This is a genomic window from Brevibacterium sp. BRM-1, from assembly GCF_026802075.1.
In the GTDB taxonomy this organism is placed as follows: Bacteria; Actinomycetota; Actinomycetes; order Actinomycetales; family Brevibacteriaceae; genus Brevibacterium; species Brevibacterium rongguiense.
The window spans coordinates 870,544-884,898 of sequence record NZ_CP113788.1 but is presented as its reverse complement, the minus strand read 5'-3'; the positions used below and the strand labels follow the sequence as shown (position 1 = coordinate 884,898).

12 protein-coding genes are annotated in these 14,355 nt (G+C 73.7%); 7 read left to right on the top strand and 5 right to left on the bottom strand.

Annotated features, from left to right (window positions below; translation table 11 throughout):
* Window positions 1-71: 71 nt before the first annotated feature.
* The 4 genes from BRM1_RS03915 to BRM1_RS03900 all read left to right on the top strand — a co-directional run bounded on the left by BRM1_RS03915 (window position 72) and on the right by BRM1_RS03900 (window position 3,368).
* Complete coding sequence (locus tag BRM1_RS03915; RefSeq protein WP_268528466.1) at window positions 72-836, top strand: amino acid ABC transporter ATP-binding protein; 765 nt, start codon at window positions 72-74, stop codon at window positions 834-836.
* An 81-nt stretch (window positions 837-917) separates the two neighbouring features.
* Complete coding sequence (locus BRM1_RS03910) at window positions 918-1,814, top strand: glutamate ABC transporter substrate-binding protein (protein WP_160953382.1); 897 nt, start codon at window positions 918-920, stop codon at window positions 1,812-1,814.
* A gap of 85 nt (window positions 1,815-1,899) precedes the next feature.
* Window positions 1,900-2,541, top strand: a complete 642-nt coding sequence (locus BRM1_RS03905; protein ID WP_202410945.1) for an amino acid ABC transporter permease — start codon at window positions 1,900-1,902, stop codon at window positions 2,539-2,541.
* The gene (locus BRM1_RS03900) at window positions 2,538-3,368 is read left to right on the top strand and encodes an amino acid ABC transporter permease (RefSeq protein WP_268528455.1); all 831 of its coding nucleotides are present in this window, start codon (window positions 2,538-2,540) and stop codon (window positions 3,366-3,368) included. Before BRM1_RS03905 ends, BRM1_RS03900 begins: the two co-directional genes overlap by 4 nt.
* Before the next feature lie 37 nt (window positions 3,369-3,405).
* Here the strand turns inward: BRM1_RS03900 and BRM1_RS03895 are convergent, their stop codons facing one another.
* The 3 genes from BRM1_RS03895 to BRM1_RS03885 all read right to left on the bottom strand — a co-directional run bounded on the left by BRM1_RS03895 (window position 3,406) and on the right by BRM1_RS03885 (window position 7,410).
* On the bottom strand, window positions 3,406-4,812 hold the full coding sequence (locus BRM1_RS03895) for an L-lactate permease (protein ID WP_160953384.1): 1,407 nt from the start codon (window positions 4,810-4,812) through the stop codon (window positions 3,406-3,408).
* A gap of 172 nt (window positions 4,813-4,984) precedes the next feature.
* Window positions 4,985-5,917 carry a hydroxyethylthiazole kinase gene (locus BRM1_RS03890; protein WP_160953385.1) on the bottom strand — a complete coding sequence of 311 codons (933 nt, stop codon included), beginning with the start codon at window positions 5,915-5,917 and terminating at the stop codon, window positions 4,985-4,987.
* Window positions 5,917-7,410, bottom strand: a complete 1,494-nt coding sequence (locus BRM1_RS03885; RefSeq protein ID WP_268528440.1) for an MFS transporter — start codon at window positions 7,408-7,410, stop codon at window positions 5,917-5,919. Before BRM1_RS03885 ends, BRM1_RS03890 begins: the two co-directional genes overlap by 1 nt.
* Before the next feature lie 139 nt (window positions 7,411-7,549).
* Between BRM1_RS03885 and dusB the strand changes: the two genes are divergently transcribed.
* The 3 genes from dusB to dnaG are packed head-to-tail and all read left to right on the top strand — an operon-like array spanning window position 7,550 to window position 12,255.
* The gene (gene dusB / locus BRM1_RS03880; RefSeq protein ID WP_442864340.1) at window positions 7,550-8,782 is read left to right on the top strand and encodes a tRNA dihydrouridine synthase DusB; all 1,233 of its coding nucleotides are present in this window, start codon (window positions 7,550-7,552) and stop codon (window positions 8,780-8,782) included.
* Window positions 8,766-10,205: a deoxyguanosinetriphosphate triphosphohydrolase gene (locus BRM1_RS03875; RefSeq protein ID WP_268528438.1), complete on the top strand. Its 1,440-nt coding sequence runs from the start codon at window positions 8,766-8,768 to the stop codon at window positions 10,203-10,205. The genes dusB and BRM1_RS03875 overlap by 17 nt, the downstream gene beginning before the upstream one ends.
* Window positions 10,206-10,218: 13 nt before the next feature.
* Window positions 10,219-12,255, top strand: coding sequence for a DNA primase (gene dnaG, locus BRM1_RS03870; RefSeq protein ID WP_268528435.1), 2,037 nt, complete (start codon window positions 10,219-10,221; stop codon window positions 12,253-12,255).
* Between the two features lie 64 nt (window positions 12,256-12,319).
* Here dnaG and BRM1_RS03865 read toward each other — a convergent pair whose 3' ends face one another.
* The gene (locus BRM1_RS03865) at window positions 12,320-12,955 is read right to left on the bottom strand and encodes a response regulator (protein ID WP_268528431.1); all 636 of its coding nucleotides are present in this window, start codon (window positions 12,953-12,955) and stop codon (window positions 12,320-12,322) included.
* Window positions 12,952-14,196, bottom strand: coding sequence for a sensor histidine kinase (locus tag BRM1_RS03860; RefSeq protein ID WP_268528428.1), 1,245 nt, complete (start codon window positions 14,194-14,196; stop codon window positions 12,952-12,954). The genes BRM1_RS03865 and BRM1_RS03860 overlap by 4 nt, the downstream gene beginning before the upstream one ends.
* Between the last annotated feature and the right edge of the window lie 159 nt (window positions 14,197-14,355).

Sequence of the window (14,355 nt, the reverse complement as noted above, 5' to 3'; positions counted from 1 at the left end):
TTCGCCCCGGCAGGCGCGCACAGGCGCACCGGAGTGGATCGCGTGCGACCCAACCGCCTACCGTGATTGCCATGAGTGAAGATGTGAGCGCGGACACACGCGCACCGCTCGTCGACATCCGCGGCGTCGACAAGCACTTCGGCGATTTCCAGGCGCTCAAGGGGATCGACCTCCAGATCGAGCGCGGTGAGGTCGTGGTCGTCATCGGCCCCTCGGGGTCGGGGAAGTCCACGCTGTGCCGGACGATCAACCGGCTGGAGACCATCGACGCCGGGACCATCGCGATCGACGGCAAGCCGCTGCCGCAGGAGGGCCGCCCGCTGGCGCAGCTGCGCTCGGACGTCGGCATGGTCTTCCAGTCATTCAACCTGTTCGCGCACATGACGATCCTGGAGAACGTCACCCTGGGCCCCATTCAGGTCCGCGGCCTCAAGAAGCAGGAGGCGGAGGCCGAGGCGATGGAGCTGCTCGAGCGGGTGGGCGTCGGCCACCAGGCCGGCAAGTACCCCGCCCAGCTCTCCGGCGGCCAGCAGCAGCGCGTGGCGATCGCCCGCTCCCTGGCGATGCGGCCCAAGGTCATGCTCTTCGACGAGCCCACGTCCGCCCTCGATCCCGAGATGATCAACGAGGTCCTCGACGTCATGGTCGAGCTGGGCGCGGAGGGGATGACGATGATCGTCGTGACCCACGAGATGGGCTTCGCGCGCAAGGCCGCCAACCGCGTCGTGTTCATGGCCGACGGCGAGATCGTCGAGGTCGCGGGCCCCGAGGAGTTCTTCACCCACCCGCGGTCGGAACGTGCGCGGGACTTCCTCTCGAAGATCCTCGCCCACTGATCGCCCACCCGCAGCCCACGGGCCGCGGACCAGATCCGACACCCCGGACCATGCACCACCGGCTCAACCCAAGGAGTAGACATGAGAAGCCTCAAGACGATCATCACAGGGACCGCCATCGGGCTCCTGGCACTGTCGGGATGCGGTCAGAGCGGCAGCCCCGGCGACTCGGACGGCGGCGGCGAGACGCAGGCGGAGGCGCCCGAGTACAAGGTCGATGACGGTTTCGCCCTCGACGACTCGAAGACCTGGAAGAAGGCCCACGACGCCGGCAAGCTCAAGGTGGGCGTGAAGTTCGACCAGCCGGGCCTGGGCAACAAGGAGGCGGGGGCCGATGCGCCCCAGGGGTTCGACATCGAGATCGCCAAGATGACCGCGGCCTCGATGGGCTTCAAGCCCGACCAGATCGAATGGGTCGAGACCGTCTCGGCCAACCGGGAGCCGTTCCTCCAGCAGGGCAACGTCGACATGATCGTCGCCACCTACACGATCAACGATGAGCGCAAGAAGGTCATCGACTTCGCCGGGCCCTACTACATGGCCGGCCAGGATCTGCTCGTGAAGTCCGATTCGGATATCGGCGGGCCGGACCAGCTCAGCGGCAAGAAGGTCTGCTCCGTCGACGGCTCCACGCCGGCCAAGCGGATCAAGGACGAGTACAAGGACGCCGAGCTCGTCACCTACGACACGTACTCCAAGTGCGTCACCGACCTCCAGTCCGGCAGCGTGGACGCGGTCACGACCGACGATGCGATCCTGCGCGGCTACGCCAAGCAGTACGACGGCGAATTCAAGGTCGTCGGCAAGCCCTTCTCGGAGGAGCCGTACGGCATCGGCCTGCCCAAGGGCGACTCCGCGATGAAGGACGCGGTCAACAAGTCCCTCAAGGCCCATGAGGACGACGGCACCTGGAAGAAGGCGTTCGAGTACACGCTCGGCGATGCGGAGGGCGTCGAGCCGCCCGCGATCGACAGCTGAGCAATCCGCCCCGACGGGTGCCCGGTCCCTGCGGCCGGGCACCCGCACACCCGGAAAGACGAACGTGACAACTTCAGAACTGCTCATGGTGTTCCTGCAGGGGACATGGGGCACAGTCAAGCTCTTCGGCGTGACTCTCATCGGCAGCCTCGTGCTCGGCACGGTCCTCGCGGCGATGCGAGTCTCGCCCACCCCGGTGCTGCGCGGCGCCGCGGCGGCCTACGTCAACATCGTCCGCAACACCCCGCTGACGCTCGTCATGTTCTTCTGCGTGTTCGGCCTGCCCTTCCTCGACATCCGCGCCAGCCGTGACTCGGCGCTCAACTCGTTCGTCCTCGCGTGTGTGGCGCTCATCGCCTACACGAGCTGCTTCGTCGCCGAGACGCTGCGCTCGGGCATCTCGACCATCCCGGTGGGGCAGGCCGAGGCCGCGCGGGCCATCGGGCTCAACTTCGGCCAGACACTGCGATTCGTGATCCTGCCGCAGGCATTCCGCACCGTGATCCCGCCCCTGGGCAGCGTCATCATCGCGATGCTGAAGAACACCTCGATCGCCTCGGCCTTCAACAACCGCGAGCTCATCTCGGCCATGCGCGGGGCCATCGAGCAGCGCGGTGACATCACCCTCATCGTCATCCTCGCCACCGCAGCCGCCTATCTTGTCCTGTCGCTCGTGCTCGGCAGGATCTTCGACTACCTCGAGAAGAAGTGGGTGATCGTGCGATGAGCCAGCCCACCCAGGTCCTCTTCGACGCCCCCGGCCCCAAGGGGCGCCGGAACAACGTCATCCTGTCCGTCGTCTCCGCCATCGTGCTCGCCGCCATCGCGGCGCTCATCGTCTGGAAGTTCGGCGAGGCCGGACAGCTGACGGCCAAGAAGTGGAGCCCCTTCACCTTCGCGGTCATCCAGCAGACGCTGCTCAGCGGCATGCTGGCCACCCTGCGCGTGGCCGTCGTCGCCACCGTCCTCGCCCTGGTGCTGGGGACCGTGTTCGCGCTGCTGCGCCTGGCGCCGTCGCGCTGGGTATCGGCCTCCGCCACGGTCGTGCTCGAGTTCTTCCGCGGCGTGCCCGTGCTGCTCCTCATCTTCGCGACCTTCCTCCTCTTCGGCAATCAGATCGGCAGCTTCTGGTCCGTCGTCATCGGACTGGTCCTCTACAACGGCATGGTGATCGCGGAGATCATCCGCGCGGGCATCCTCGCGGTCCCGCGCGGCCAGCGCGAGGCGGCGGAGTCGATCGGCCTGCGCGGCGCCCAGGTCATGCGGCTGGTGCTCATGCCGCAGGCGCTGCGCGCGATGATGCCCACGCTCATCGCCCAGCTCGTCGTCCTCCTCAAGGACTCCGCGCTCGGCTACCTCGTGACGTACCAGGATCTCCTCTACCAGGTGAACCTCATCGGCCGGCAGTACAACAACCTGCTCCCCACCTTCATCGTCGGCGCGGTGCTCTTCATCGCGATCAACATGTGCGTGGCGGGCCTCGCACGCTGGGTGGAACGCCGCCTGGGGCGCAAGACCGCCGCCGTGGAGGGCCCCGCCAAGGTCCTCGACTGAGCCGATTCACTGGGGCGGACAGGGGCCCCAGCGGCGCTCAGCCGAGCGCCGTGAGCACCACGAGGACACCGGCGATCGCCACAGCGGCGATCCCGGCGGCCAGGAGAGCCGCGCGGCTGATCTTCGCGCCGTCCGCCGCCTCGCCGGCCTCCGGGTCCGAGGCGAGCTGGACGGCCATGAGCACGCGCGAGGGCGTGGCGAGGGTGGCGAACGAGGCCGCGGTGTTCGACGCCGCGATCGCCCAGACGGCGGGTGTGCCCGAGGCGGCCGCCAGTGAGGTGATCGTGGGGGCGAGCATGGCGTTGGCCCCCGTGTTCGATCCCGTGAGCACGGCACCCGCCGCGGCGAGCAGCGGGGCCGGGGCGATGCCGAGCACCGCGACGGCCGCGCCGATGTCGCCGCTCATCCCCGTCGCGGACATCACCCACCCCATGAGCATGAAGCCCGCGGTCGAGGCGCCCACCGGCACCCAGCGGGCGGCGCCCGGCCGGATGGCGGCCCGCGCCTCGGGCCCCGGCAGGGTGCGCAGGGCCACCGCGCACGCCACCGCGAGCCAGATGGGCGGCCAGGCGAGCGCGCGGGTGAGCGGCGCATCGACCAGGGCCGCGAGCAGCTGGGCGGCCAGGAGGCCCGCGACGAGCGCACCGTAGGGCGCGAGCGCGCCCGGAAGCCCCGGTGCGCCCTCGATCGTGCCGCCGCGCAGCCGGAACCAGCCGAGCAGCACGAGGATGGTGAGCAGGGAGCCCAGCACGCCCGCCAGCGGGGTGCCGATGAGCGCATTGGCCCCCAGGATGCCCGCGAAGAGGGTCACCGCGCCCAGCGCGCTGGGCCCGGCGATGTGGGCCAGCCCCTCGCCGCGGCAGGTGGCGATGACGACGGCCGCGACGACGGCGATCGGGATCGCGTTGAACAGCGCAGAGCCCACGCCCACCGCATCGACATCGAGGCCCGCGAGGCTCGCCGCGACCGCCGTGCCGGGACCGAGCGCACCCCACGGCACCGCGATGAGCCCCAGGATGCCCAGCAGCGCGGCGCGCGTGGGACGGTGCCCGAGCGCCCGCAGGATGGGCACCCCCACGGTGACCCCGATGCCGAAGCCCGTGACGGACTCCGCGAACGGCACGACGCCGAACACGACGAGCGCGGTGCCGGCCAGCGGAGAGGGCACGGCCCGCCGCAGCGCCTGGGCGATGAGGGCGATGGCCCCGGCCGCCTCGAGCATGCGGGCGAGCACCATGCCGAACAGCAGGATGAGCAGGACCTCCGCCACGAGCACCGCATAGGCCCCCGCGCTCTGAAGGGCCGCTGCGGGGAACGCTTGGGCCAGCGCCGCGATGAGGACGGCGGCGGCGAGTGCGGCCGCGGAGGAGACGACGGCGCCCCGCCGCAGCGCCAGGAGCACGACCGCGACGAGCACGGGGACGGCGGCGAGCAGCGGATGCATGGGACGAGCCTAGGCGGTGCGCCGCGGCACCGGGGCCGCGTCTCAGCGGCGGAGCCGGCCCCGCGCCGGTGACTGTGCCCGCACTCGGATGCGGTGCGGACGCGGGTGCGCAGGATGCTCCTGCTCGGGTGCGCTCCACCGCGAGCGCAGGCAGCGCTCGCGGACCGCTGGCCTATGCGGGGGCGTCCGGCGCTGCGCCGCTGTCCGGGTGGGTGCTGGCGATCGAGGCGCCCGCGCCGCTGAGCGCGGCTTCGACATCCGCGGGCTCGACGGAGGCCAGTCCGTCGAGCAGCGCGGTGCGGAACGAGCCCGGCAGCCGGGTCCGCGCGGCGGCCCACTCACCGGCCAGCGACATCCACGCGGCGGCCGCGACCGCGCCGGTGAGCGGGTGCTCGGCGGCTGCGGCGCACGCCGCGCTCAGGGCCCCGAGCGCGCAGCCCGTGCCGGTCACGCGGGTGAGCAGCGGGTCCCCGCGGCGCAGCTCCACCCTGGTCCGGGTGTGCGCCTCGCCGGTGCGGGCTTCACCGGTACGCGCCAGGTCGGGCGCGGCGGGGCCCGCGATGCGGTCGACCTCGCCGGTCACGCAGACGATGCCGGGCACGGCGCGGTCCAGCGCTTCGAAGTCGTACCGGGCCGCTGCTTCGCCGGCGCGCGCATCGGGGCCGCTGCCCCCGGTGCCGGTGCCCGCGAGCACGGCGGCCTCCGCCGCGTTGCACCGGATCACGGTGGGGGAGTGCTCCGCCACCAGCGTGCGGGCCAGGCGCGTGCGCACTGGCGTGCGCGCGCCCACCGCGGCCGGGTCGAGCACCCAGGGGAGCCCGGCGGACCGAGCGGCGGCCACGGTGGGCACGATGGCGCGCGCGGCCTCCTCGCTCAGCGTGCCGAGGTTGACGAGCAGCGCAGCGGCGCCCGTGACGACGAGCGGCGCCTCCACCTGGGTCACCGTCATGACCGGCCGCGCACCGGCCGCCAGCAGGGCATCGGCCACCGTGGGCATCGACACGGCCGAGGAGGCGCAGTGCACGAGGGGCGCGTCCGCGCGGACCGCGGACAGCACCCGCCCGCACGCGGCCGGAGTGACGAACGGGGTCACGGCACCGGCCATCAGGACCCGCCCCTGCGCCCCGCCGCCGAGGCGTGGGCCGGGTCCGGCTGCACGCCCGCCTCGCCACCGGCTCCAACGGTGGGGCGGGCCATCGCCGCGTCCAGCTCGGCGGGGCGCAGCGCGGGGCCCAGTGCGCCCGCCCCGGCCACGAGCAGGCCGCCGAGCGCCAGGACGAGGCCCACCGCGGCGGTGGGCGAGCCGAGCATCACGCCCAGCGGCGGCAGCCAGAGCGGGTAGAGCGCCGGGATGACGATGGAGACGCTGTAGGCCGCGCCGTAGCCCACCGAGCGCTGGTGGGCGGGGAACCGCTCGGCGAGGTAGGCGCCCACGGGACCGTAGGCCGTCACGGTCACCGCCTGCAGCGCAGCCGCGAGCAGGCACACGGCGAGCAGGCCGCGACTGCCGGCCAGCAGCGCATAGACGGCCGGGCCGGCAGCCGCCGCGAGCAGGCCCGCCGCGACGAAGAACCGGCGGCGGCCGAGCAGGGTGGACAGCTGGCCGGTCGCGGACATGACGAGGGCCTGGGCCACGGCGGCCACGGCCATGACGAGGGGCTGCGCCTGGGCGGGCAGCGCCGCGCCCACTGTGTGCGCGCTCAGCGCCGCCGCGAGCTGGAGGACGACCATGTTCGTCAGGAGCCACAGGCCGCTCATGAGCGCGAAGACCTGCCAGAACGCACGCGCCTGGGCCCCGGCGACCAGGGCCCGCACGGAGCCCGCCGCGGGCTCCGTACCGCACCGCGCCTCGGGACCACCCTGTGCCTCGGGATTGCCGCGCGTTGCTGAACGCTCCCGCGCCACCGCGGGGGCGGGGCGGGCGTCGGCGACGCGGCGCCGGTAGTAGAGGAGGACCGCCAGGGACGCCAGCGCGCCCGCGCCGAACGCGCAGCGCCAGCCGTAGGCGGCGTAGGCGCTCGGCCCCAGAAGCGCCAGCAGGATGAGCGTCGAGACGGCCACCGTCGCCTGGGCCCACGGGGCCATCGCCATGATGAGCCCGGAGAGCAGACCGCGGCGCCGCGGCTTGGCCCACTCCATGGCCAGCGGCACGGCGGAGGTGTACTCGCCGGCGAGGAACATCCCCCCGGCGAAGCGCAGGAGCAGCACGAGTGCCATGGCCGCACCCCCGATGGCCCGGTGGTCGGGCAGCAGGGCGATCGCCGCGGTGCAGGCCGCGGTGCCGGCGATCGCCGCCTGCGTGACCCGGGTGCGGCCCGCGCGATCGGCCAGGCGGCCGAAGACCACCGCGCCCAGCGGCCGGCCCAGCAGGGTCGCTGTGATCGCCAGGGCCGCCGTGCCCGCCACGGCATCGTCGCCGACGAGGGCCGGCAGGGCGGGTGCCAGCGCCGTGAGCGGTAGGAAGATGTGGAGCTGATCGACGAAGTTGCCCACGATCCCGCCGCGCAGCGCCGCTCGGCGCAGGGCGGCCGTGTCGGCGGGCGACTCCGCGGGCCCCGGCCCCGCTGCTGGGCGGGTGGCGGGCGGGGGGACGGTCAAGCGGGGCCTCTTCCTTCGTCGGTGTGAACCGGACAGGTTCGCCGGTCGAAGGAGCGCCTTCCTCTCAGCCCGCGCCTCGGGCTCCCGGGGGATGGGGACGAGCCTACACGCGGTTTGACGGGCCTGGGACAATGTCCGGGTGACGATCCAGACCCACCCGGCCCGCCCCTCGGCGGCCCACGACGACCCTGCCCCCGGTGCCGCCGCGCCCGCAACCCCCGCAGCCCTGCGGATCGGCGGCATCGAACTGTCCTCGCCCGTGGTGCTCGCGCCCATGGCCGGCATCACGAACACCGCGTTCCGGCGCCTGTGCCGCGACTACGGCGGCGGGCTCTACGTCACGGAGATGGTGACGAGCCGCGCGCTCGTCGAGCGCAGCGAGAAGTCCATGCGCATCATCCACCACGAGCCCTATGAGACCCCGCGCTCCGTCCAGCTCTACGGCGTGGACCCGGAGACGATGGGCCAGGCGGTGCGGATGCTCGTCGAGGAGGACCGCGCGGACCACATCGACCTGAACTTCGGCTGCCCCGTGCCCAAGGTCACGCGCAAGGGCGGCGGCTCCGCGCTGCCATGGAAGACGGACCTGTTCGAGGCCATCGTCACGACCGTGGTGCGCGAGGCCTCCCGCGCGGACATCCCCGTGACCGTCAAGCTGCGCAAGGGCATCGACGCGGACCACCTGACCTACCTGGACGCCGGGCGGATCGCGCTGCGCGCCGGGGTGGCGGCCATGACGCTGCACGGGCGCACCACGGCCGACCTCTACTCCGGGCGGGCGGACTGGGACGCGATCGCCCGGCTCAAGGAGTACGTGGCCGGCCAGGAGGGCGGCGGTGTGCCAGTGCTGGGCAACGGCGACATCTTCGCCGCGGAGGACGCGCAGGACATGATGGCGCGCACCGGCTGCGACGGGGTCGTCATCGGCCGCGGCTGCCAGGGCCGCCCGTGGCTCTTCGGGGACCTGCAGTACGCGCTCGCCGGTTCCCCCGAGCGCATCCGGCCCGCCCTGGGCGAGGTCGCCGACGCCGTCTACCTGCACGCGCAGTACCTCGCCGAGTACTACGGCGACGAGTTCCTGGGCGTGCGCGACCTGCGCAAGCACATCGCCTGGTACTTCAAGGGCTACCCCGTGGGCGGGGACCTGCGCGCGCGGCTGGCGAAGGTCTCCGGCTTCGAGGAGCTCTCCGGCCTGCTGGGCGAGCTCGACCGCACCTCGCCCTACCCGGGCGCGGACGCGGAGGGCTCACGGGGGCGCACGACCCGCGCCAAGCGCCCGCACCTGCCCGACGGGTGGCTCGACTCGCGCACGTTCAGCCGTGTGGCGCACGCCGACATCGCCGAGGCGGAGCTCGATGTCTCCGGGGGCTGAGGAACCGCGCGCTGCCGGTGCCGCCGCCGCGCCCGCCGCGCCCGGTGCGATCGGTGCCGCCGGTGCGGCCGGTGCGGCCGGTGCGGCCCGCGTCCCCGGTCCCGCCGGGCAGGCGGATCCCGGCGAGCCCGAGCCCCGGCAGCCGGAGGCACCCCGCGCCCACTACAGCGCGGCCGACCGCGAGCGCTGGGTCGCCGAGGCCGCCAAGAACCCGCGGCGCAGCGCCTTCCAGCGCGACCGCGCCCGCGTGCTCCACTCCTCGGGCCTGCGCCGGCTGGGTGCCAAGACGCAGGTCGTCTCCCCGGGCTCGAGCGACGACTTCGTGCGCACCCGGCTCACCCACTCCCTCGAGGTGGCGCAGGTGGGCCGCGAGCTCGCCCGCCTCATCGGCTGCGATGCCGATGTCGTCGACACCGCCTGCCTCAGCCACGACCTGGGCCACCCGCCGTTCGGGCACAACGGGGAGACGGTGCTCGACGAGGTCGCGGCGGACATCGGCGGCTTCGAGGGCAATGCGCAGACCCTGCGGGTCCTCACCCGGCTCGAGCCCAAGGTCTTCGCCGTCGACGGCGCGCCCGCCGGCCTCAACCTCACCCGCGCCACCCTGGACGCCTGCATCAAGTACCCGTGGTCGCGCGCCCAGGCGCCCGCGCCCCAGAAGGCCGGCGCCCCCCTGCGCAAGTTCGGCGTCTACGCCGACGACGAGCCGGTCTACGGGTTCGTGCGCGCGGGCCGCGCGGTGGGGCAGCGCTGCCTCGAGGCCCAGCTCATGGACCTCTCCGATGACATCTCGTATTCCGTCCACGACGTCGAGGACGCGGTCACCTCCGGCCACCTCGACATCTTCGCCTACGGCCACGCCCACGCGCTGGCGGGCCTCATCGACATCACGCGCTCGTGGTACCTGCCGGGCGCCGACGATGCGCGGATCGCCGCGGCGCTCGACCGGCTGCGCTCCGCGCCGTTCTGGCCGCAGGCGCGCTTCGACGGCTCGCGCCGCGCGCAGGCTGGGCTCAAGCACATGACGAGCCAGCTCATCGGGCGCTTCACCGGGGCAGCGGAGGCCGCCACGCGCGATCGCTTCGGGCCCCAGCCGCTGGGCCGCTACGACGCGGACATCATCGTCCCGGGCGACACGCGCGATGAGATCGCCGTGCTCAAGGGCCTGGCGACCGTCACCGTCATGGTCGCCGAGGACCGGCTGCGCCAGCAGCGCATCCAGGCCCGCGTGCTCACCCAGCTGTGCGAGCACTTCGCCCAGGAGCCCCAGGCGATGGATGCGATGTCGCGCCGCGACCACGCGGAGGCGGCCGACGACGCGCAGCGCCTGCGCATCGTCGTCGACCACGTCGCCTCGCTCACCGACCACTCCGCCTGGGCCGCCTACCACCGCATGCAGGCGCAGACGGCGGCGCTGCTGTGAACGGGGGCCTACCGTGCCGGGGCTGATCAGGCGCGAGGACATCGACGAGGTCCGCAGCCGGACCCGCATCGACGACGTCGTGGGGGACTACGTCACGCTCAAGAGCGCGGGCGTCGACTCGAAGAAGGGCCTGTGCCCGTTCCACGACGAGCGCACCCCGTCGTTCCACGTCCGCCCCCAGGTGGGCATGTACCACTGCTTCGGCTGCGGCGAGAGCGGCGACGTCTTCTCCTTCCTCCAGAAGCTCGACGGGCTCACCTTCGTCGAAGCCGTCGAGCGCCTGGCCGAGCGGGCAGGGGTGCAGCTGACCTACGAGGACGGCCGCGGACCCGACCGCGAGGCCGCGGGCACCCGCCAGCGGCTCGTCGACATGCACCAGGTGGCCGCCGACTTCTACCGCGAGCAGCTCGCGGGCCCCGCCGCCCAGATCGCCCGGGACCACCTGGCCGCCAAGGGCTTCTCCGATGCCGATGCCGCCCGCTTCGGCGTGGGCTTCTCGCCCCAGTCGTGGGACGCGCTCACCCGCCACCTGCGCGGGCGCGGGTTCTCCACCGACGACATCCTCGCAGCCGGGCTCGTCGTCCAGGGCCGCAACGGCGTCTACGACCGCTTCCGCGGGCGCCTCATGTGGCCCATCCGGGACATCACGGGCCGCACGATCGGGTTCGGGGCCCGCCGCCTGACCGATGACGATCAGGGCCCCAAGTACCTGAATACGCCGGAGACGGCGCTGTACAAGAAGAACCAGGTCCTCTACGGCCTCGACCTGGCCAAGCGCTCGATCGCGAAGACCAAGCGGGTCGTCATCGTCGAGGGCTACACGGACGTCATGGCCGCGCAGCTCGCCGGGGTCGAGCAGGCGGTGGCCACGTGCGGCACCACGTTCGGCGCCGAGCACATCAAGATCGTCCGGCGGCTGCTCGGCGACGACTCCGCCTCCGGCGGCGAGGTCGTCTTCACCTTCGACGGCGACGAGGCCGGCCGCGCGGCGGCCCTCAAGGCCTTCAAGGAGGACCAGCGCTTCGTCGCCCAGACCTTCGTCGCCGTCGAGGCGGGCGGGATGGACCCCAATGAGCTGCGGATCGCCAAGGGCGATGCGGCGGTCCGCGCGCTCATCGACCAGCGCCGCCCCCTCTTCGAATTCGCGCTCACCTCCACGATCGAGCAGTTCGACCTCTCCACCGTCGAGGGGCAGGTGGGCGCGGTGCGCGCCGCGGCCCCCGTCATCGCGGGCATCCGCGACTCAGCGCTGCGCCCGGGCTATGAGCGCTTCGCCGCCGGCATCATCGGGGTCGAGAACCAGGAGGTCGCCCGCGCGGTGCGCCAGGCGCTGCGCCGCGGCGAGCAGACCGGGCGCGCCGGCCGCCCGGACGGCCAGCGCCCCGCACAGCCCGGGCACGCCGCGTCCCCGCCCGGGCCGGCCCAGGGCGGCTCCGGGCACCCCGGTTTCGCGCCGGGTGCCCCCGGGGCCGCTGCCGAGGCGCGCGGCGGCCGGCGCTGGCAGGGCGCCTCGGCCCCGGCCTCCGGCGACGATCCCGTGGCGGAGGTCGCGCACTACCAGGAGGAGCTGCGCGCCACGCCGGTCGACGCCACGGGGTTCAAGGTGGAGCGCGGGGCGCTGCAGGTGGCCCTCCAGCAGCCGGGATACGTCAACGCGAAGCTCTTCGACGCGCTCAACGGCAAGGTCTTCTCCGATCCCGCCCACCGCGCAGTCCACCAGGCCATGAAGGACGCCGGCGGGATCCGCACGGCGATCGAGGATCCCGCGAACTGGCCGGAGAAGGTGCGCGAGGCCGCCGACGATCGGGTGCGCGGCCTCGTCGGCGAGCTGGCCGTGCGGCCGCTGCCGGCCGCCGACGCCGCGGGGGTCGAGCGCTACGCGCGCGGGATCGTCGCGCGCCTGTTCGACAAGGACATGGTGCGCATCGCGGGCCAGCTGCACTCGCGGCTGCAGCGCACGGACCCGGGGGACGCGGCGACGAGCGCGAAGCTGCTCGAACAGCTCACGATCCTCGAGCGCCAGCGCGAGCGCCTGCGCCAGCTCATGTGAGTACGGCTCAGGTCAGCGCGGCTCACGGCTGCGCCCGGCTGGCGGGCTGAGGCCCCGGCGCGGCTCAGTCGATGAGGCCCAGCTCGCGGGCCTTCGCGACCGCCTCCGTGCGGGTGGCCGCGCCCAGCTTGTCGAAGACGTGGACGAGGTGGGTCTTGACGGTGGCCTGCGAGATGAAGAGGGACGCGGCGATCTCGCGGTTCGACTCGCCGGTGGCGGCGGCCTCGAGGATCTCGAGCTCGCGGCGCGAGAGCGCCACGGCCGGATTGCTCAGGCGCCTGGCGAGGCGCTCCGTGACGGTGGCGGACATCGCGCGCCCTCCCGCGGCGGCGCGCTCGACCGCGGCGATGAGCTCGTCCGCCGGGGCGTCCTTGAGGATGTAGCCCGCCGCGCCGGCGGAGATCGCGTCGATGACGAGCCGGTCGGTTTCGAAGGTCGTGAGGATGAGCACCGGCGGGCCGTCGGCCGTGCGGATTGCGGCGGTCGTCGCGATGCCGTCGCCGTCGGGCATCTGGATGTCCATGACGACGAGGTCGAAGCCGGCCCCGTCCGGCGCGGGGGCGGCCAGCGCCTCCTGCGCCTGCGCCCCGGAGGACGCCTCGGCGGCCACCCGCACGCGGTCCGAGGCCTCGAGCACGGCGCGCAGCCCGGCGCGGACCACGGGGTGGTCATCGACGAGGAGGACGGTGATGGGGCTCATTGGGGGCGCTCCTCGGCTGCGGTAGGCGGGGTCGGCTGCGTGCGGGCGGGCAGCGGCAGGCGCAGGGAGACGGCGGTGCCCGCCCCGGGCTCGGATTCGACGGCGAGGTCACCGCCGGCGGCATCGGCGCGCCCGCGCAGCGCGCGCAGGCCGAAGCCCGCATCGGCGGCCGGGTCGAAGCCGCGCCCGTCGTCGACGACGTCGAGACTGAGCGCATCGGGCCAGTAGGCGAGTCCCACGTGGGCGCGGCGGGCCCCGGAGTGGCGCAGCACGTTCGACAGCAGCGACTGGGCGGCGCGCAGCACGGCGGCGGCCGTGTCCTCGGGCACGCGGGCCGGCTCGCCCTCGACGCTGGCCTCGACGGAGAGGTCGAGGCCGATCGCCGCGGCCGCCTCCTGGGTGCGCCGCGCGAGCGCCGCGATCTGCTCGGGCAGGTCGGCGGCGGCGGACTCGGCCGCGAAGAACGTGCGCGCCTGGGCGAGGTTCTCCGCCGCGGTGGACTCGATGAGGGCCAGGCGGCCCGCCCCCGCACCGGCCTCCTCACCGGCCGCGCGCGCGGCGCGGGCCAGCAGGATGATCGAGGAGAAGCCCTGGGCCAGGGTGTCGTGGATGTCGGCGGCCAGGCGGTTGCGCTCGGCGAGGCGGCCGGCCTCGTGCTGGGACAGCGCGAGGTCGCTCTGGGCCGCCTCGAGCTCCGCGAGCGCGCGCTGGTGGCGCAGCGAGTCCTCGACGAGGCGCCGGTAGAAGACGCTCACGAGCACGGCCAGCGCCGCGCCGAAGACCGGGCCGATGACCACGGCGGCGTCGAAGCGGCCGGGGGAGTGGAACGCCTGCGCGAGGGCCACGCAGCCCACGAGCGCCGCGATGGCCAGGGCGGCCCAGGCGCGCGGCAGCAGGTGGATGGCGAGGAAGAACAGCGGGAAGGCCAGCCAGGAGAAGTTCGCGTCCATAAGGACGAGCCCGCACCACAGGCTGGCGCAGACGGCGAACCACGCGGCGGCCAGGGGGCGCGGGTCGAAGCGGCTGCCGTGGTGGGCGTGGCGGATCTCCGCCGAGGTGCCCGCCACGTACACCGCGGCCAGCGCCGCGGCCAGCGCGCAGATGAGGACCGCGGTGGCGGCCCCGGGCCGGGCTGCCAGGCTGCGCAGCAGGCCCAGGGCGAGCAGGGCGGCAAACGACACGTGCAGGGCCACGCGCATCCAGCGCAGCAGCTCCGCGGTCGTGCCGCCCGTCTTCTCCATGGCACCCAGCGTAGGCGAGTGCGCCCGGGCCGTGGGCCGGCTCCCGCGCGGGTCGAGCCCGGACGGCCCACCCTCGCCTTTGATCGGCCCCGCGGCGTGGGACACCCCGGTCCGCGCTGTGAGACCGCCCACGTTTGTGCACTTCGTGCAAGTTTGCAT